Raw genomic sequence first — 17424 nt, forward strand, 5'->3', positions numbered from 1 at the left:
CCCACAAAACACGATCGTCCGGACCGCCTTCGGTCCGGACCACGAAAGAGAGAGCCGCTCCGGCCGGGACGGTGAGGAGGTGGGCCGTCCGGCCTTCACGGTCAGTCGACGAGAGTCGGGGCCATCTCGTCGGCAGGGTCGTCGGGGTGGATGTCGGCGACGACGTCGGCGCCTGGTCCAGAAGGCGGGTTCACCGCCCTGCGGCCTGCTAGTCCGCCCGGGGGCGGTCTCCAGGAGGCGGCAGGTCGGGTCCGCCGTGGGGTGAGCCCAGCGAACCGGGCTCCTTGACGATCACGGGGTCAGCTCGTCTCGAGGGCTCCTGCGAGCTGAGGTCGGTGTGGTTCACATCGGGCCTCACAGGTGGCTTCTTTCTGTGCGTCCCGCCTGGTCAGCCGATGTTCAACCCGACCAGGGCGGGGTCGGTGGCCGCTTCCTCCGCGATGCGCCCGTCCAGAGGGCGAACCTCCGGAGCACCCGCCTCCGGGACGCGCCGGTGCGGCTCCGCCGGGGCGGGCGCGTCGGCCGAGCGGCGAGCCCAGATGAAGGGCGTGCTGTAGCTGGCCGGTCCGGAACCGTCCAGGTCCGGCCGCCAGAACTGGGCCCGGCGGCTCATGACGGCGAACCGCAGCAGGAAGACGACGCTGGCCAGCAGCCCCGTCACCGCCAGCACCACCAGAAGATAGACGATGTCGATCATCACAATGACCTCCTCTTTGTCTCTTTCGTCCCTTTCGATGCCATTGATCGCCACCCGCCCCGGGGAGAGAGGGTCCACGACCGCCAGGTGTTCCGAACTTCTCGGAATATCCGTGCTGCTCTGCTGTATTGAGCGACCTGAACGGGTACTCTCAACCCACCGAGGTAACTCGTTCAGGTCATCCCAACCACTTGAACTAACCCATTTCCACGGATAACCGGGTGCAAACATGCGATCATGGGGTTTTCGAGGATGAACCCAGCCAGGAGACTCATCCACCTGTCAGGAACTGTCCAAGTTGTTGGGATGTCTCGCGTCGAGAAGTCGTGGAGGTGCCATGACCGCCCGCTATGAGGAGATCGCCGCCGACCTTCGACAGAAGATCCACGACGGAGATCTCGCCCCCGGTGAGCAGCTCAAGACCGAGGCGGAACTCGCCAACGAGTACGGCGCCGCTCGCAACACCGTCCGGGAGGCCGTGCAGCGGTTGAAGGTCCAGCGACTCGTGGAGTCCAGGCCGGGCCTCGGCACCTTCGTGGTCGAGCCGCCGGTGAAGTTCTCGATCACGCTCACGCCGTCGGAGGACACCGGCTTCAGCGGCGGCGAGGGCAGGGCGTGGGTCGACGAGGTCGCCAAGCAGCAGCGTCAGGCCAAGACGTCCGTGCCGACGGTGGAGATCAAGCAGGCGGACGAGCCGCAGGCGCGCGAACTGGACATCGAGGTCGGAGACATGCTGGTGGTGCGCCACCAGCAGCGCTTCATCACCGACGACGACGGCGCGGACGTGCCCTGGTCGCTCCAGACGTCCTTCTACCCGATCGAGCTGGTCGACCGCGGCGCCATGCGCCTGCAGCGTCCCGAGGACATCGCGGAGGGGACGGTCAAGTACCTGGAGGAGACCCTCGGAATCCGGCAGGCGAGCTACCGCGACCAGATCTGGGTGCGCACCCCGAACGAGGTCGAGATCCGGTTCTTCGACATGCCCTCCGAAGGGACCGTTCCGGTTTTCGTGCACCGCCGGGTGGTGACCGACACCGAGGGAAATCCGTGCCGGTACACCCTTACGGTCTATCCCACCGACCGCAACGTGTTCGTGATCGAGTCCGAACTTCCCCTTGGCGATATTGACACTTCTGGAGGCGATTCCGCGCGCAAATCGAAGTAGCACAGCCGCCAGGGCGGCAATTTGACGGTGAGACGATCTTGATCGCCGACCCTTCGCCCGTTTGAGCGACCACCAGAGCACCGAGACCGACGACCCACTCCCTTCACAGCTATGGGCGGACCGGCAGGGACCGCCTCAACCAGAGATGGAGAGAACCGTGGCAGAGAATGTCGTGGTGAAGCCGCACGAGGACGTCAAGCTCGACGTCTTCCGGCCGTATCTGACCGAGTCCGTCCGCGCGCTGGAGGCGGCCGGCGTCGAGCCGACGCAGGCGTGGCTCGACCCGTCCGGTCCGCGTGACGCCACCATCGTCATGGGCAGCCGCGCGCTGGTCTGGGACGAGGAGTCCGGCTGGCGCGTGGGTGACTACGTCAGCGGCGAGCCGGGCGTCCGGACGCGGCTCGAGGACGCGCGCTACCTGGGCGGCGGCGTGCTGATCGAGCCCACCGAGGTGGCCGAGCGCATGTCGGCGGGCACGTCGGAGCCGTACCGCAGGTTCCGTTCGCACGAGGACGACCCGGAGGGCCTGGACGCGGAGGTGCGCGCCAGGTTCGCCTGAGGACGGCGGCACCCCTGGACCGGGGATGACTAAACGAGCGACCGGTCCGGGAGATACCGAGCGCCGCCGTGTCGCCGGACGGATCGTCCGGGGGCGGCACGGCGGACGAGGGAAGCGTGCGCGATCCGCACCGCGTTCCAGCCCGTGATCCGGCCTGTGACCCAGCCCGTGATCCGGCCCGCGGACCGCGTACGGGAATCTTGCGTCCCCGACACCCTCGTTCGTCTCCTTTGCGTGAGTTACGGTGATTTTTGTCCGTAAAGGGCAGAATTCACGGCCCGGCGCCGTACCGGCGATCCGACACCGGGCCCCGGGACACCGCGCGAACGGGACTGAACGTGGGATCTGGCTTGCGACTCCGTCCGGCCTCCACCAGCGACCAGCCCATCGTCCTCAGGCTCATCGAGGACGCCGCCGGATGGTTGCGCGGACGGGGGATCAGACAGTGGAACGATCCTTACCCGAACGAGGCGGAACGCGACGCCCGCGTCCGCTCCGCCCTGGCGGGGGGTGAGACCTGGCTCCTGTGGGACGGCCCCGAACCGGTGGCGACGGTGTCGGCCACCCCGGTCCCGGACGAGCATCTGTGGACCCCGTGGGAGCACCAGGAACCCGCGATCTACCTGCACCGCCTCGTCGTGCGGCGGCAGTGCGCGGGCCGGGGCCTCGGCGCGGCCCTGCTGGACTGGATCGGCGCCACGGCGCGCCGCGAGCACGGCTCCCAGTGGATCAGGATCGACGTCTGGGCCGACAACTGGAACCTGCACGACTACTACCGCGAGCAGGGGTTCGTCTTCCTCCGCCAGTCGACGGCGATCGCGGACTACCCCGCCGGAGCGCTGTTCCAGAAGGACACCGGCGCCATCCTCCTCGATCCCGAACGGCCGCCCTTCACAGTCGAGGCCGCGCCTGAGCGCCGGAACGGCCGCCGGGCGAACGGAACGCCGCACGGCGCGTGCAACGGCACCGTCCAGCGCGCCGAGGCGAGCTGACTCCAGGACGCCCGAGGGGGCTGAGGTCAGAGGAAGCGGACGCGTTCGAGGTCGGCGTTGTCGTTTTCGCGGACGTAGACCTTGCCGTCCTGCTGGATGACGTTCTCCAGGTAGGCGTAGACGCCGAGGGCGCGGTTGATGACGTCGGTCTTGGTGTCGCCGGTGAGGTGCATGAGCTCGGTGAGGGCGGCGGCGCCCTTGGCGGTGAGGTTGACGGTGACCCGTTCGCGCGCGCCGGGGCCCTCGGGGTGGGGGACCTGGTCGCGGCTCTGGTCCGCCGAGGGGGCTTCGGACTTGTTCATCAGCGGGTCTCCTCCACCGGGACGGCTCCTCGCCCCGCTCGCGGCCCGTCGGCACGTCCGCGCGGCCGGCCGCCACGCCCGGGGCGATCACAGTGGCCGCCGCCGTGTGCGGCCAGTATGCGCCCCGGCCGTACGCCGGTCAACGAGGGTGAGGAAGGGCTTACCCGGTTTGTCACGGTTCTACTCTTCTTACTTCCACGCTATGCATGTGATGTGTGCGCAACGTATGTACATCGCTCACATCACAGCCTACTCTCATGAGAGTGGCCCGCACTGGGCGGGACACGTCGCGAGATCGGGGGCGCCAGATGCCCGAGACGATCGTGCTGGTCATGGCCACCGCGCTGGTCACCATGGCCCTGATGTTCACGGCGACGCAGCTGACCGTGCTCAAGTTGCTGCGCGGCCAGGACGGCCGGGGAAGGGACGACCGCCGTGCCCCGGCCGAGAACGAACGGCACTGGACCGTCCCGGACAAGGGCGGCCGGGCCATGTTCCTGGTGAAGGAGCGGACCACGGCGAGCGCCCTGCTCGCTCCGCCGGCCGACGCCGGAGAGCACCTTCCGGCAAGGCCGCCGCTGATCGTCGCCCGGACGGCGGACCGTCCGGGTGATCGGGCGGCCCAGGCCGGCGCGCCCACGGGCGGCGGGCTCTGGCGGGGGGCACGGGAGTGCTCGATCATGTTCGTCGACATCGCCGGGTTCGGCGCGGCGCGGCGCACCGAGCGCGACCGCCGGACGCTCCGGGACGTCGCCTACACGCTCGTCCAGGACGCGCTCGACGGTGTCGGCGCCGGCCCGTCCGTCTGGTACCGCGAGGACCGCGGGGACGGCGCGCTGCTGCTCCTGCCGGACGGCGTGCCGGTCGAGCGGCTGGTCACGGGGGCCGTCCCGGCGATGCTGGACGAGCTGCGCCAGCACGACCGGGCCGCCGGGCCCGGCCTCGACCTGCGGCTCCGGGTCTCGCTCGACGCGGGACGCGCCGCCGTGGACGAGCGCGGGGCCTTCGGCGACTCCGTCATCGCCGCCTCACGCCTCCTGGACGCCCCGCTGCTCAAGGACAGGCTCACCGAGCCCGGCCGGCTGCTCGGGCTGATCCTCTCCGCGCGCGTGCACGACGCGCTGCCCGTGACGGAGGCGTTCGAGCGGATGGACGTCCACGTCAAGGAGCACCGGCTCGTCGGCTGGACCGCCATCTACGGCGGCGGCCTCGAACGCGACGTCGAGGGCGAGACCGACGAGCACCGGGGCGCGCTGCCGCCCGTCCGGCTGCACCGGGCCCGGAGGTTGATCCGGGCCGGGCGGACGGCGGGCTAGATGATCGGCGGACGGCCCGTGCGGGTCATCCGCCAGGCGGTCTTCCAGGAGATCGGACGGCGCCGGCCCGCGGGCTTGCGCCAGCCCTCCACGAAGCCCTGGAACCAGGGCTTCAGCGCGCTCGGCTTGCGCTCGCGCAGGACGGTCATGCCGACCCAGACGCCCAGGTAGGTCAGGGCCAGCAGCCACGGCAGGTTGCGGCGCGCCAGCCAGACCCGGTTGCGGGCGTTGTACCGGTAGAACATCTGGTGCCGCGTCGGCAGGACGGCCGGGTGGAACATCACCGCGGACGCGTCGTACACGATGTGGTAGCCCGCGTTGAGGACCTGCCAGGCGAGGTCGGTCTCCTCGTGCGCGTAGAAGAAGTCCTCGGGCAGGCCGCCGCCCGCGTCGAACGCGGCGCGGCGGACGGCGCAGGCGCCGCCGAGGAACGTGGTGACCGCGGACGACCGCTCCGGGTCGCCGGCGCGGAGCCGGGGCACGTGGCGGCGCTCGCCGGGCCCGCCCTCGGGGTCGCGGACGCGGAACGAGACGATCCCCAGGGACGGGTCGGCGGAGAACCGGTCGCGCAGGTGGGCGCCGAGCCGGGTCGAGCCGTACCAGCCGTCGTCGTCCAGGAAGAGGATCACGTCCCCGCTGGACGCCTCGACGCCGCGGTTGCGGCCGCCGGGGATGCCGAGGTTGCTGGGCAGGCCGAGCGTCTTGACGCGCGGGTCGTTGAACGGCGCCTCGCCGGCGCGTTCGCCGACCGGGTCGACGCCGTTGCCGACGAGGACGACCTCGACGTCCACGTGCTCCTGGTCGAGCGCGCTCTGGACGGACCGGGCGAGCTCGACCGGCCGGTTGCCCATGGTGAGGACGACGACGCTGAGTTTCACTTGAGCCTCCGCGAGGCCAGGATGCTGATCAGGTGCAGCAGGGTCTGCACGACGGCGATCGCGGCGACGGCGACGCACAGGACCCGCATCGCGGCCGGGGTGTCGGTCTTGAGCACGGCGTCCAGAACCGCGGCGCCCAGGATGAACAGGGACAGCTCGACGGCGCCGATGATCCGGTGGAAGCCGAGCATGGACGCGGCCTGCCGGGCCAGCGCGATCTTGGTGGACCGGGGCCGCAGCGCCCGGTCGCCGCCGGACGGGTCGGCCTGCATGCCGGACTTGGCCCGCGCGACCACCACGTTGTCGGTCTCGGCCTTGATCAGCGCCGCGCCGAGCGCGGCCAGCAGGCCCAGCTCGACGTAGCCGCCGTTGCCCCAGCCGCCCTGGGCGGCGAAGCCGAGCCCGGTCAGCAGCGCGACCTCGGACAGGTAGTGCCCGATCCGGTCGAGGAAGACGCCGGCGACCGAGGTGCGCCGCAGGTACCGGGCGACCTCGCCGTCGATGCAGTCGAGCAGCAGGTAGACCTGGATGAGGACGGCACCGCCGAGCGCGGGCCAGATCGCGGCCGTCCCCGTCGCCGGGATCGACACGACCGCTCCGGCGAGCACGCCGCAGGCCATCATCATGTAGGTCAGCTGGTTCGGGCTGAACCCGAGCCGCAGCGCCATCCAGGAGACGTAGGGCGACAGCGACCGCATGTAGTAGCGGCCGGCCCAGTGCTCCTCGTTGCGCCGGTCCTTCAGGCCAGGGGGCTGGCCATAACGCCGGACGTCCCGGACCTTCGCCGCCTTCCGCGACGGGCGGTCGTCCAGAGGCGGCGCGAACGCGGCCTCCGGCTCGGTCGGACCGGGGGGTGTGGGGGGGCGTCCCCCCTCGGTCGGAACGGTCACGTCAGCCTCCGTAGGCCCGGACATAGTCGTCGACCGCCGCGCGGGTCGCGGCGGCGTCGAGGTCGAGGTGTTCCAAGATCGTATAGCGGCCGGGACGGGTCTCCGGCGCGAACTTCACGGCCGCGGCGAACTGCTCCGCCGACAGGCCGACATCGCCCGGAGTGCGCGGCAGGCCGTGCCGCTCCAGGCAGGTCAGGATCTCCGCCAGCCGCTCCTCGCCCGCCCCGAGGTGGGTCGCGCGCAGGTGGTAGCAGAACGCGGCGCCGAGCCCCGCGAGCTCCCCGTGGTTGGCGGTGCCGGGGAACAGCCGGTCGATGGCGTGCATGATCTCGTGGTCGCCGCCGGACGCGGGCCGCGAGTCGCCCGCGAACGCCATCGCCATCCCGGACAGCACCAGGCCCTCGGCGAGGACGGTCAGGAACTCGTCCGACTCGACCGACTTGGGCTGGTGCAGCAGCGCCTCGGCGGCGGTGCGGGCGACGGTGAGCGCCATCCGGTCGACCCGCTCGCCGACCGCGTCGGCGGCCAGCAGCCAGTCGTCCACGGCGGAGAAGTTCGAGACGACGTCGCCGATCCCGGCCCGGACGAGCCGGTCCGGCGCGGACCGGACGTAGTCCAGGTCGACGATCATCGCCAGCGGCATGACGACGCCGAACGAGCCCTTGCCGCTGTCGTGCTCCAGGGACGCCACGGGCGAGCAGATGCCGTCGTGGGACAGGTTCGTCGCGACCGACACCATCGGGATCCCCGACAGCGTCGCGGCGTACTTGGTCGCGTCGATGGTCTTGCCGCCACCGATCCCGACGACCGCCTCGTACTGCCCGGCGCGCAGCTTCCCGCCGAGCTCGACCGCCGCGTCGACCGTCCCGCCGTCCACCTGGAAGACCTCGCAGGCCGCCAGGGACGTGCGGACGTGTTCGGCGATCTTGACGCCCTGCCCCGGGCCGACCGCGATCGCGACGCGGCCCTCGGTGGCGATCCGCCCGTCGGCGAGCAGGTCGCCCAGGCTCGCGACCGCGCCGCGCCGGACGTCGATGGACAGCGGCGCGTTCAGCATCCGCGTCAGCAGTGGCATGAAGCCTTCTTCCTCGGGCGGGGGGTCGAAGAGCCCGGGTCGGGGCGGTGTCCGGGGGCGGACCTCGGTGCGGTGCGCCTCCGGCGGGAACGGCGCGCCGCCTGGGGCGGGTGTGCCGTCCTGACGGGCGCGCCGTGCGATACGGCGTCGCCGCCGCACCCCGGACGCGGGTCGTGCGGCGGCGACGGGACGGCTAGTAGGTCTTGGCGATCTCGCGGGCCTTGGCCAGGTCGTCGTGGTTGTCGACCTCGACCCAGGCGACCTCGCCGATCGGCGCGACGCCGATCTTTCCGCCGCGGTTCACGAGCTCCTGGTAACCGTCCTCGTAGTAGAGGTCGGGGTCGCGCTCCCAGGTGGCCTGGAGCGAGTCGGCCAGCGCCGCGGCGGCCTCGGCCTCGATCAGGGTGGCCCCGATGTACTCGCCGTTCGCGGTCGCCGGGTCCATCAGCTTGGTGATCCTCTGCAGGTTCCCCTCGCCGTCGAGGATGACCTTCATCTCCTCGTCCGCGAGAGTTTTCACGTTGTCCACGGCGAGGAGGATCTGCGGGCCGCGGTTCGCCAGTAGCGTCTTCTCCACGCTCACCGGGTGGACGGTGTCGCCGTTGACGAGGAGGACGCCCTTGGCGAAGTGCTCACGGGCCAGCCAGAGCGAGTAGGCGTTGTTCCACTCCTCGGCCTTGTCGTTGTGGACGAGGGTGATGGAGACGCCGTACTTCTTCTCCAGCTCGTCCTTGCGCTCCTCGACGGCGGAGGCGCGGTAGCCGACGACGATCACGACGTCGGTCAGCCCGACCTCGGCCAGGTTGGACAGGGCGATGTCCAGGATGGTGGTCTCGCCGTCCACGGGCACCAGGGCCTTCGGCAGCGTGTCGGTGTAGGGGCGCAGCCTTCGGCCCGCTCCCGCAGCCAGCACCATCCCGATCATGTTCCCTCTTCCTCCAGGTCGTCCATCACTCCGCCGCCGCGCACGAGCCACGTCCAGCTGAGGACGCTCTCGCACGCGAACAACACGCCAAGGTAGGCGGCGAGCGCGGCGTACGCGAACGGAAGAAACCCGGAGAGCCCGAAGAGGGCGACCACGAGCATCCGCCCCTCCCAGCCGAGCCCGGCCGGGAACAGCCAATCCGCCGGCCAGAATCCCTGGCGGGTGCGGTACACGGTGTCGTAGTGGTGGAACGCCAGCACGCCGAGCAGCACGAAGATCAGCGGCGCGGGCACGCTCTGAGCGAACCCCAGTACGGCCAGGTAACCATACTCGATGGCGCGGATGGTAGGCGGAACGAGCCAGTCGAGACGTCCGGTATGCGCGTGCCCCGAGGCCAGCCCGGTCAGCAGGAGGACGGCCACCGGGGCGAACAGCGCGAGCGAGTGCTGCTCCCCCACACCGGTCGCGAGCAGCACGGCCGAAACCGCGAGCGCGACCAGCGCCCCCGGCAGCGGCGGCAGGTGGCCGCGCGGGAGCGTCCCGAGGGCCACGCAGATCGGGCCGTCGTCCCGGTAGGCGCGCAACCGGGCCGTCCCGGTGATCGGCGTCCCCGGCGCGAACGGCCTGCCGGCCTGGTAGGTCGCCGTGGGCCGGGCCGTCGCGTCGGGCAGGGCCGTGCCGGCGGAAGGGGTCGTGGTCTTGGGCGCCTCGGCGGGCGGGTCGGTCGCGGTCATCCGTGCAGAGCCCTCATCACTCGTCCGGTCAGGGAGTAGCAGCCCGCGATCCAGCCCCAGACGAGCAGCACGGCGAAGGTCAGCCGCGCGTTGCCGAGGGCGGCGGTCAGCGAGATCACCGCGAACCGCTCCCCGATCGGCAGCACGATGATCTTCTTCGCCCAGTGCACGGCCGGGATGCCCGCGGTGGCCCGGGACAGCCGTTCGACCGTCCCGGCGGACGCCGCGCCGGAGGTCCCGGCGGCGGCGTTCGGGTCGTCCGCGACGGTCAGCGGCGCGGCCGGGGCGTCCGGCGCGGGCGGCCGGGGACGGTCGCGGAACGAGAAATCGATCATGTGCCGGACGGTCTGCAGGATGAGCGCGGCGACGGCGAGCGCCCACACGTTCGCGACGTGCAGGCCGCCGCCCAGGGCCGCCGCGGACGCCCCGACCGCCAGGCCCGCGAACACCACGTACTCCTTGGCACGGTCGAACATCGAGTCCAGCCAGGCCCCGAGCCGGCTGTACTGCCTGGTGTAGCGGGCGAGCTGGCCGTCCACGCAGTCCAGCACGAACGCGAAGTAGAACACGACGGCCCCGGTGACCATGCCGCTCCGGGTGCCGTTCCCGAACCAGAACGCGGCGAGCGCCGCGAGTCCGGCCGAGGCGAGGGTCACCTTGTTCGGTGTGAGCCCGAACCACGCGGCCAGCCTCACCAGGAGCGGCGACCAGGAGCTGACCGCGTAGGTCGCGAACCAGCCGTCGTTGCCCTTGACCGCTGCCCGGAGCCGGACCCGTCGCTCGTTGGCCCTCTCCGCCGCCTCCACGGCCGCGCGGGCCTCCTCCGGGGTGGCCACCCGGCGGCACACCAGCTCCGGGACGGCCGCCTGCGCCGTGACCGGCATCCCCGCGCGCACGAGGCCGACCAGCATCAGTTCGAGAGCGTCGTAATCGTCGTCTCCCGCAGGGGACGCGGGGAGCGCCATGGAGGGCGGAAGGGCGCCCGGGAGTTCGAGCAGACCGGCGAGGTCGTCGGCGACACCGGCGGCCTGGACGGTGCGCTGCTCGCCGATGTGGAGGGGCCCCGGGGAGTCGGCCGTGGGGGCGGACACCCGGTGGAACGCCGAGCCCGCGGCGGCGACGCGTCCGGCGGCGTCCGCCCGGACGGGACGGGCCCGGCCGCCGACCCGGCGCACGGTCACGGCGGTGGCGGGCTGCTCCGCGGCGTCCAGGACGAGGCGGGCGAGCTGCTCGTCGCTGATCACCAGGTCACCGGGCAGCAGCACCACCGAGGTGCGCGCGCCGTACGCCAGGCGGGAGATCTCCCGCAGGTCGGCGGCGGTGTCCTCGCACTCGACCGGGTCGTGGCCGTCCTTGCGGAGCGGCGGCGCGAGGTCGGGCCGGGTGATCAGGCGGCGCTCGGCCACGCCGAGCCGGTCGAGCTGGCCGAGCAGCCTGCTCAGCACGCTGCGGGACGGACTCTCGGAGGCGTCCCCGGACGCGCCCGGCGGCGGGACGGGCACCGCGGCCGCCGGGATCGGGTCCGGGCCGGGAGCCCGCCCGGTCGCGATGATCACGGCGAGGGTCATCGGCGCCTCCGGCCGGGTCGGAACACTGTAGGTGACCGAGCGTAGTGATTCGGCGACCGTCCGCGTCGCAGCGGCGTGTCCGGTAGAAAAGATCCGGAACGGGTCGAGCCGCGCGTCCCGGAGGACGGCGCGGCGCTGCGGTGCGGAAGGGAAGTGCATGACGACGGTCGCGGTGGTGCTCGCGGGCGGCATCGGGCAGCGGATGGGCGCGGGCCGCCCCAAGCAGCTCATCGAGGTCGGCGGACGGCCGATCCTCGCCCTGTCGGTGGCCGCGTTCGACGGGCATCCCGGCGTGGACGAGGTGCTGGTGGTGATGGCCGCCGGGCACCTGCGCGACGCCGCCGCGATGGTCGCGCCGTTCCGCAAGGTCACCGGGATCATCGAGGGCGGCGACAGCCGGACGGCCTCGTCCGCCGCCGCGCTGCGCGCCCTGGCGGACCGTCCGGACGGCACCCGCGTGCTGTTCCACGACGCGGCCCGCCCGTTCGTCGGCCGGGCCGTCATCGACCGCGTGCTCGCCGGGCTGGACGGCTACGACGCGGTCGCGGTCGGGGTCCCGTCGTCCGACACGATCGTCGAGGTCAGCGGCGGGATGGTCGCCGCGATGCCGCCGCGCGAGTCGCTCGTGCGGTTCCAGACGCCGCAGGGGTTCCGGCTCGGGACCGCCCGCGCGGCCTACGAGCTGGCCCTCGCCGACCCGGCGCTGCGCGCCACCGACGACTGCGGGATCGTGCACCGGTACCTGCCGGACGTCCCGATCACCGTCGTCCTGGGCGACGAGCGCAACCTCAAGGTCACCCACCCGCTCGACATCGTCATCGCCGAGCACCTCGCCGCGGAGGATTCATGATCTTCGACAGTCCCCCCACCGTCATCGGCCACCGCGGCCTCGGCGCGGGCACGCTCCCGGGCCCGGACGGCGCCTCCGTCGCGGAGAACACGCTGGACTCGATCCTCGCCGCCGTCCGCGCGGGCACGCCCTGGGTGGAGATCGACGTCACCCGGACCGCCGACGACGCGCTCGTCCTGCGGCACGACCCGACGACCCCGGACGGCGCGTTCATCGTCGACCAGACCGCCGAGGAGACCGGGCTGCCCCGGCTGGAGGAGATCCTCGCGGAGCTCCCGCCCGAGGTCGCGGTCGACGTGGACGTCAAGACCATCCTCGAGGACGCCGTGGACGCCCCGTCCCGGCGCACCGGCGCGCTCCTCGCGCCGGTCCTGCGCCGCGAGGCCCGGCGGCGTCCGCTGCTGGTGACCTCGTTCGACCCGTCCCTGCTGACGTACCTGAAGGACGAGGTCCCGGACGTCCCGCTGGGCCTGCTGACCTGGCTGCGGTTCCCGCTGTGGCACGGCGTCCCGGCCGCCGCCGGGCTCGGCTTCCAGGCCGTCGCCGTGCACACCGCGTCCTGCGGTTTCGAACACCCCGACACCCGCCTGCGGCCGCTCGACCGGATCGTCGACACGGCGCACAAGGCGGGCCTGACCTTCATGGCGTGGTGCCCGTCCGCCGAGGCCGCGCCGTCCTACGCGGCGGCCGGGGTGGACGCCATGGTCGTCAACGACGTCCCGGGCGTCCTGGCAGCCGTCCGCTAAGCAGCCGGGCGTCCTGGCAGCCGTCCGCCAACCAGCCGGGCGTCCTGGCAACCGTCCGCCAACCAGCCGGGCGGCGCGGCGGCCGTCCGGCAATCAGGCGGGCATCCTGGCGCCGTCCGGCGACCAAGCGGGCGGCGGCGCGGCCGTCCGGTGGCTAGGCGGGCGGCGGCGCGGCGGGCGGGGTGCCCGGCGCTTGCGGCGCGGGCGGGTACGCGGGCGGCTGCCCGAACGGCCCCGGCGAAGCCCCGGGGCCCGCCGCCCCCGGCCCGGCCATCCCGGACCCCGGCATCCCGTGCCCGCCCATTCCCGGCCCGGGGTGCCCGTGCGGCACGGGGCCCGGCATCCCCGGCCCCGCGATGCCCGAGAACGCCTCGGGCGCCCCCGCGAACACCGGCCTGGTCCGGCCCCGCCAGCGGGACGGCGGGACCGACATCGCGATCAGCACAGCGCCCGCGAGCAGCACTATCCCGCTGGAGAGCATGTCCAGGTAGTCCATCACCCAGCGATCCTCGAGGGGCCGCGCGATGTGGTCCCTGACGAACAGCGGCTGGACGAGCCAGAGCGTGTTCACCACGACCAGGACAACACCGGGGATCAGTGACGCCAGGGGCGACAGGCGCGGCGCGCACAGCGCGGCGATCAGCACCCCCGAGACCAGCAGCAACAGGACGAGGACGACCCCCTTCCCTCCGGTCCCCTGCGTTATGTACTGGCTCATGGCCATCCGCCAGTGGAAGAACCTGTTCGCCAACAGGAGGAACCAGGCGGGGAGCACCACGGACGCGACGAGCCCCACGAGGACGCCGAGCCCGTGCCGGGCACCGTTGCTCATGAACCACCTCCGGATGAGCGGACCCCGTGCGGCGGGGACGACCGTTCGGACGCGACTCGACGGCGTCCCGTTCCATTAGTCGGAAATGTCAGATCAGACAGGAAACGATGGAACGAGCCGCCGCCGAGAAACGCGACCGGGCTCGGCCACGAGGCGTCCGCCCAGGTCACAGGGCGTCCACCCGAACCACGAAGCGTCCACTCAGGCCACAAGGCGACCGCTCAGACCACGAGGCACCCGCTCAGGTCGCGAGGGGCTTGTTCGGGTCGCGAGGCGCTTGTTCGGATTACGAGGCGCCCGCGACGGGGTGTCCGGGATCGGGCGCGGGCGGGCGGTCGAAGAGGGGCGGGGCCTCCTGGCGGGCGGCCACGGGGATGTCGCCGGGCGGGGTCCAGGACGCGGCGGCGACCGGGCGCTCACCGGCGTCGCCGGAGAACGGGAGGGAGTCGTCCGCCGCGCGGGAACGCCAGCGCGAGGGCGGGAAGGACGCGAGCACCAGGGTCGCGCCGATCACGAGCAGCAGGCCGCTGCGCGCGGCCATGGCGGCGTCGAGGGCGTACTGGCCCTTGCCTCCGGGCACTTCGGTCATCTTCGTGAGCGCCTGCATCGGACGCAGCGCCCAGTAGGCGCCGTAGCCGGCCAGGGGCGCGCCGGCGATGAGCGAGGCGAGGGGCGACAACCGGGATCCGCACAGCAGCGCGATCACCAGACCGCCCGCGACCAGCAGTCCCAGGACGAACAGCCCGTCGGTGACGGATCCGTCCTTGTAGGTCACGGCGATCACGTGCTGCTGCCGGTTGATCCGGTGAGCACCGAATATCAGGAGTGCGAGCAGTGCGGGGATCGCCAGGATCCCCGCCAGCACACCGAGGCCGTGCCGGGCTCCGTTGGACATGAACACCTCCGGGGGAGCGAAGCTTGGTCGGTCAACCTAGCCCCCGGAGGTGCATGATCACAGTCCAGCTAGTGGAAATTGTCAGCTTTTGTTCGGTTTGGGCTGTCCCAGGCCGGGCGGGCTGGTGAGGAAGCCCACGCCCCACGAGACGTGCATCGTCGCGAACACCAGCGGCAGCCGGAGCCAGGCGGCGAACGGCATCCCGCGGCCCTCGACGGCCGCCCCGGCGATCATCGCCAGCGCGTACCCGCCGGGCAGGATCCAGCCGGGCCAGAACCCGAAGGCCCCGGCCACCACGCCCACGACCATCGCCACGACGGCCAGCGGCGGCGCGAGGTAGCGCAGGTTCAGCGTGCCCTGGTGCTCACGGCCGACCACCCGGCGCCAGCGGCCCGTGTGGTAGTACTGCTTGGCCAGCGCGCGCAGGTTCGGACGCGGCCGGTAGGTGACCTTCATCCGCGGGGTGAAGAAGATCTTCCCGCCGGTCTGCCGGATCCGGTGGTTCATCTCCCAGTCCTGCGCCCGGACGAACGTCTCGTCGTAGAACCCCACCCGCTCCAGCGCGCTGCGCCGGAACGTCCCGAGGTACACGGTCTCGACCTCGCCCGGCTCGCCGCCGGTGTGGAACCGCGCGTTCCCGACCCCCAGCTTGGAGGTCATCGCCCGCGCCACGGCCTGCTCGAACGGCGTGACGCCCTCGGCGGCCATGATCCCGCCGACGTTGTCCGCCCCGGTCTGCTCCATCGTCTCGACGGCGGCCCGGACGTAGTCCGGCGGCAGCAGCGAGTGCCCGTCCACGCGGACGATGATCGAGTACTGCGACGCGCGGATCGCGATGTTCAGGCCCTGGGGCGTCCGTCCGGTCGGGTTCGCCACGACCCGGATCCGCTGGTCGGAGGTCGCGAGGTCACGCGCGATCTGCTCGGTCCGGTCGCGGGACGGCCCGATCGCGAGCACCAGCTCCAGCTCACCGGGGTAGTCCTGGGTCAGCGTGTGCCGGACGGCGTCGTCGAGGTGGCGTTCCTCGTTCAGCACCGGCATGACCACCGACACCGCGGGCCAGGTCCGCTCGGCGTTCTGGGCGGAACGGACGTCCTGCAGGTCGCTCTGGGTATGCGAAGGCGGGTTCATCTGATCCTGGGTTCAAGGCGGGTCAAGTCGGCGCCACGTTACTGCACGGACACGAGGTCCAGGTAGCCGACGAACAGGCGCCGTCCACTTTAGAGTGGTGCGGACTCGCGTCGGCACGGGGTGTTCAGGAGGCGGCGGCCAGCATGACGGACGGGCACGGCTCGAACGGTGGCTCCCGGGGGGGCGACGACCCCCTGGAGCGGTACTTCCGGCCACGGCCGGGCGGGGTCCCCGGCGGATCCCCGGCCGCCGAGGACGGGGAGATCGACGGGGTCACCGTGGACGGGGTGCCCGCGCCGAGGGTGACCGTGGACACGCCGCGCGGCCCGCGCCGTCCGGACCGGGGGGCCAATCCCGGGCTCGGCCCGCGCGCGGTGATGAGCGCGCGGCGGCAGCGGCGGTTCCTGGCGATCACCGGGACGATGTCGGCGTTCGTGATGCTCACGGCCGGTGGGGCGTGGGCGTTCCAGAACTACGTGACCGGGACCATCGACAAGGTGTCGGTCGGCGGGCTCGGCGGCGGCAAGGACGCGCCGAAGGGCGCGATGACCATCCTGGTGGCGGGCGTCGACCGGCGTGAGGGCCTGACCCGGGAGCAGCAGCGCAAGGCCAAGCTCGGCCACGAGCCGGGCGAGCGGTCGGACACGATGATGCTCGTCCACGTGAACCGTGACCACGACAAGGTCAGCGTGATCAGCCTGCCGCGCGACTCCTACGTGCTGATCCCCTCGCACAAGTCGAACGGCTCGGAGGGCGCCAAGGGCGCGGAGGTCCCGGGCCGGTTCGGCAAGCTGACCTGGGCGTACCAGTTCGGCGGCCCGGACCTCACGGTGGCGACGATCAAGGAGGCCACCGGGGTGCCGATCGACCACTACGTCGAGGTCAACTTCTACGGCTTCGTGAACATGGTCGACTCGCTCGGCGGCGTGGACGTCTGCACCGAGCAGGCCATCGACGACCCGAAGTCCGGACTCCAGCTGGCCGCCGGGAAGTCCCACGTGGACGGCCTGAAGGCGCTGGCGTACTCGCGGGCCCGCTACACGCTCGGGGACGGCACCGACCTCGGCCGCATCGACCGGCAGCAGGCGTTCGTCTCGTCCCTGATGAAGCAGGCCCTCAGCAGCAAGACGCTGAGCGACCCGGTGAAGTCGACGAAGTTCCTGAACGCGGCCCTGCACTCGCTGCGCGTCGACAAGAAGCTGGCCAAGGACCTGCCGAAGCTCGCCGACCAGATGAAGGGCGTGTCCACCGACCACGTCACGTTCGCGAAGGTCCCGCTGTCGAACCCGGGGTTCAACACCGTCCTGTGGAACTCGCCGCAGCTGCAGTCGACCGTCCAGTGGGACAAGTCGTCCGCGGGCGACCTCTTCTCCCGGATCCGGCACGACCAGCCGCTGAGCGAGCCGTCGCCGAAGCCGTCGGCGACGGCGCCGCCCGCGTCCCCGACCTCTGATCCGAACGCGCCGACCGTCGCGCCGAAGGACATCGACGTCCGCGTCCTGAACGCGGTCGGCACCCCGCGTCTCGCCGCGCGCGCGGGCGGCGACCTGCGCGACGTCGGCTTCCAGGTCACGGTCGTCCCGGGCATCGCCGAACGCGGCCGCTCCACCACGCTGATCCAGTACGGGCCCGGCAAGGCCGACTCCGCCAAGACGCTCGCCGCGGCCATCCCGGGGGCGAAGTTGAAGCAGGTCAGCGGGCTGGGCTCGCGCGTGCAGGTCCTGGTGGGCGACGACTGGAGCGGGGCGAAGAAGGTCCACGTCACGCCGTCGTCCGAGCCGTCCGCGACTGGCTCGCCGTCCGGGTCCGACGCGCACGTGGAGGCGAAGACCGCCAGCGACAAGCTCTGCAAGTAGCCGGACGGCGCGC

At 72.1% G+C, this 17424-nt stretch carries 18 protein-coding genes; 7 read left to right on the forward strand and 11 right to left on the reverse strand.

Features of this window, described 5'->3' with window-relative positions:
- Positions 1–388 precede the first annotated feature (388 nt).
- The gene (locus AB0L06_RS03720; protein WP_500229368.1) at positions 389–697 is read right to left on the reverse strand and encodes a hypothetical protein; all 309 of its coding nucleotides are present in this window, start codon (positions 695–697) and stop codon (positions 389–391) included.
- A gap of 337 nt (positions 698–1034) precedes the next feature.
- Between AB0L06_RS03720 and AB0L06_RS03725 the strand changes: the two genes are divergently transcribed.
- From AB0L06_RS03725 to AB0L06_RS03735, 3 genes are all read left to right on the forward strand, one after another.
- A complete protein-coding gene (locus AB0L06_RS03725; RefSeq protein ID WP_500229369.1) occupies positions 1035–1862 on the forward strand; it encodes a GntR family transcriptional regulator in 828 nt (275 codons plus the stop codon).
- A gap of 157 nt (positions 1863–2019) precedes the next feature.
- Complete coding sequence (locus AB0L06_RS03730; RefSeq protein WP_500229370.1) at positions 2020–2421, forward strand: DUF6292 family protein; 402 nt, start codon at positions 2020–2022, stop codon at positions 2419–2421.
- A gap of 350 nt (positions 2422–2771) precedes the next feature.
- Complete coding sequence (locus tag AB0L06_RS03735) at positions 2772–3413, forward strand: GNAT family N-acetyltransferase (protein WP_500229371.1); 642 nt, start codon at positions 2772–2774, stop codon at positions 3411–3413.
- 26 nt (positions 3414–3439) lie between these two features.
- Here the strand turns inward: AB0L06_RS03735 and AB0L06_RS03740 are convergent, their stop codons facing one another.
- Positions 3440–3715, reverse strand: a complete 276-nt coding sequence (locus AB0L06_RS03740) for a ribbon-helix-helix domain-containing protein (RefSeq protein WP_500229372.1) — start codon at positions 3713–3715, stop codon at positions 3440–3442.
- Between the two features lie 308 nt (positions 3716–4023).
- Here AB0L06_RS03740 and AB0L06_RS03745 point away from each other — a divergent pair, with 308 nt between their 5' ends.
- Complete coding sequence (locus AB0L06_RS03745) at positions 4024–5031, forward strand: nucleotidyl cyclase domain-containing protein (protein ID WP_500229373.1); 1008 nt, start codon at positions 4024–4026, stop codon at positions 5029–5031.
- Here AB0L06_RS03745 and AB0L06_RS03750 read toward each other — a convergent pair.
- From AB0L06_RS03750 to AB0L06_RS03775, 6 genes are all read right to left on the reverse strand, one after another.
- The gene (locus AB0L06_RS03750; protein ID WP_500229374.1) at positions 5028–5909 is read right to left on the reverse strand and encodes a glycosyltransferase family 2 protein; all 882 of its coding nucleotides are present in this window, start codon (positions 5907–5909) and stop codon (positions 5028–5030) included. The two genes, AB0L06_RS03745 and AB0L06_RS03750, sit on opposite strands and share 4 nt — an antisense overlap.
- Entirely contained in the window at positions 5906–6799 is an 894-nt protein-coding gene (locus AB0L06_RS03755) for a CDP-alcohol phosphatidyltransferase family protein (RefSeq protein WP_500229375.1), read from the reverse strand. Before AB0L06_RS03755 ends, AB0L06_RS03750 begins: the two co-directional genes overlap by 4 nt.
- Before the next feature lies 1 nt (position 6800).
- Positions 6801–7874: an iron-containing alcohol dehydrogenase family protein gene (locus tag AB0L06_RS03760; protein ID WP_500229376.1), complete on the reverse strand. Its 1074-nt coding sequence runs from the start codon at positions 7872–7874 to the stop codon at positions 6801–6803.
- Between the two features lie 193 nt (positions 7875–8067).
- On the reverse strand, positions 8068–8799 hold the full coding sequence (locus AB0L06_RS03765) for a phosphocholine cytidylyltransferase family protein (RefSeq protein ID WP_500229377.1): 732 nt from the start codon (positions 8797–8799) through the stop codon (positions 8068–8070).
- On the reverse strand, positions 8796–9533 hold the full coding sequence (locus tag AB0L06_RS03770; RefSeq protein ID WP_500229378.1) for a DUF5941 domain-containing protein: 738 nt from the start codon (positions 9531–9533) through the stop codon (positions 8796–8798). Before AB0L06_RS03770 ends, AB0L06_RS03765 begins: the two co-directional genes overlap by 4 nt.
- Positions 9530–11293 carry a CDP-alcohol phosphatidyltransferase family protein gene (locus tag AB0L06_RS03775; RefSeq protein ID WP_500229379.1) on the reverse strand — a complete coding sequence of 588 codons (1764 nt, stop codon included), beginning with the start codon at positions 11291–11293 and terminating at the stop codon, positions 9530–9532. The genes AB0L06_RS03770 and AB0L06_RS03775 overlap by 4 nt, the downstream gene beginning before the upstream one ends.
- Between AB0L06_RS03775 and AB0L06_RS03780 the strand changes: the two genes are divergently transcribed.
- Together AB0L06_RS03780 and AB0L06_RS03785 are read left to right on the forward strand one after the other, a co-directional pair.
- A complete protein-coding gene (locus AB0L06_RS03780; protein ID WP_500229380.1) occupies positions 11259–11951 on the forward strand; it encodes an IspD/TarI family cytidylyltransferase in 693 nt (230 codons plus the stop codon). The genes AB0L06_RS03775 and AB0L06_RS03780 overlap by 35 nt on opposite strands.
- Entirely contained in the window at positions 11948–12697 is a 750-nt protein-coding gene (locus tag AB0L06_RS03785) for a glycerophosphodiester phosphodiesterase (protein ID WP_500229381.1), read from the forward strand. The genes AB0L06_RS03780 and AB0L06_RS03785 overlap by 4 nt, the downstream gene beginning before the upstream one ends.
- Before the next feature lie 154 nt (positions 12698–12851).
- On the opposite strand, the gene AB0L06_RS03790 is transcribed toward AB0L06_RS03785, so the two are convergent.
- From AB0L06_RS03790 to AB0L06_RS03800, 3 genes are all read right to left on the reverse strand, one after another.
- Positions 12852–13529, reverse strand: coding sequence for a hypothetical protein (locus tag AB0L06_RS03790; protein WP_500229382.1), 678 nt, complete (start codon positions 13527–13529; stop codon positions 12852–12854).
- A 286-nt stretch (positions 13530–13815) separates the two neighbouring features.
- Positions 13816–14424 (reverse strand): hypothetical protein, encoded by a 609-nt coding sequence (locus AB0L06_RS03795; RefSeq protein WP_500229383.1) that lies wholly within the window; start codon positions 14422–14424, stop codon positions 13816–13818.
- Between the two features lie 81 nt (positions 14425–14505).
- Positions 14506–15555 (reverse strand): glycosyltransferase family 2 protein, encoded by a 1050-nt coding sequence (locus AB0L06_RS03800; RefSeq protein ID WP_500229384.1) that lies wholly within the window; start codon positions 15553–15555, stop codon positions 14506–14508.
- A 143-nt stretch (positions 15556–15698) separates the two neighbouring features.
- On the opposite strand from AB0L06_RS03800, the gene AB0L06_RS03805 reads away from it, so the two are divergent.
- Positions 15699–17411: an LCP family protein gene (locus AB0L06_RS03805; protein WP_500229385.1), complete on the forward strand. Its 1713-nt coding sequence runs from the start codon at positions 15699–15701 to the stop codon at positions 17409–17411.
- Positions 17412–17424 lie beyond the last annotated feature (13 nt).

Source organism: Spirillospora sp. NPDC052269 (assembly GCF_040679435.1).
Classification (GTDB): domain Bacteria; phylum Actinomycetota; class Actinomycetes; order Streptosporangiales; family Streptosporangiaceae; genus Spirillospora.

Excerpts from the sequence above, each read along its gene's own strand:
- AB0L06_RS03720 (WP_500229368.1), bottom strand. The coding sequence starts at position 697 with ATGATCGACATCGTCTATCTTCTGGTGGTGCTGGCGGTGACGGGGCTG.
- AB0L06_RS03725 (WP_500229369.1), top strand. The coding sequence starts at position 1,035 with ATGACCGCCCGCTATGAGGAGATCGCCGCCGACCTTCGACAGAAGATC.
- AB0L06_RS03740 (WP_500229372.1), bottom strand. The coding sequence starts at position 3,715 with ATGAACAAGTCCGAAGCCCCCTCGGCGGACCAGAGCCGCGACCAGGTC.
- AB0L06_RS03745 (WP_500229373.1), top strand. The coding sequence starts at position 4,024 with ATGCCCGAGACGATCGTGCTGGTCATGGCCACCGCGCTGGTCACCATG.
- AB0L06_RS03760 (WP_500229376.1), bottom strand. The coding sequence starts at position 7,874 with ATGCCACTGCTGACGCGGATGCTGAACGCGCCGCTGTCCATCGACGTC.
- AB0L06_RS03765 (WP_500229377.1), bottom strand. The coding sequence starts at position 8,799 with ATGATCGGGATGGTGCTGGCTGCGGGAGCGGGCCGAAGGCTGCGCCCC.
- AB0L06_RS03770 (WP_500229378.1), bottom strand. The coding sequence starts at position 9,533 with ATGACCGCGACCGACCCGCCCGCCGAGGCGCCCAAGACCACGACCCCT.
- AB0L06_RS03780 (WP_500229380.1), top strand. The coding sequence starts at position 11,259 with ATGACGACGGTCGCGGTGGTGCTCGCGGGCGGCATCGGGCAGCGGATG.
- AB0L06_RS03775 (WP_500229379.1), bottom strand. The coding sequence starts at position 11,293 with ATGCCGCCCGCGAGCACCACCGCGACCGTCGTCATGCACTTCCCTTCC.
- AB0L06_RS03785 (WP_500229381.1), top strand. The coding sequence starts at position 11,948 with ATGATCTTCGACAGTCCCCCCACCGTCATCGGCCACCGCGGCCTCGGC.
- AB0L06_RS03790 (WP_500229382.1), bottom strand. The coding sequence starts at position 13,529 with ATGAGCAACGGTGCCCGGCACGGGCTCGGCGTCCTCGTGGGGCTCGTC.
- AB0L06_RS03795 (WP_500229383.1), bottom strand. The coding sequence starts at position 14,424 with ATGTCCAACGGAGCCCGGCACGGCCTCGGTGTGCTGGCGGGGATCCTG.
- AB0L06_RS03800 (WP_500229384.1), bottom strand. The coding sequence starts at position 15,555 with ATGAACCCGCCTTCGCATACCCAGAGCGACCTGCAGGACGTCCGTTCC.
- AB0L06_RS03805 (WP_500229385.1), top strand. The coding sequence starts at position 15,699 with ATGACGGACGGGCACGGCTCGAACGGTGGCTCCCGGGGGGGCGACGAC.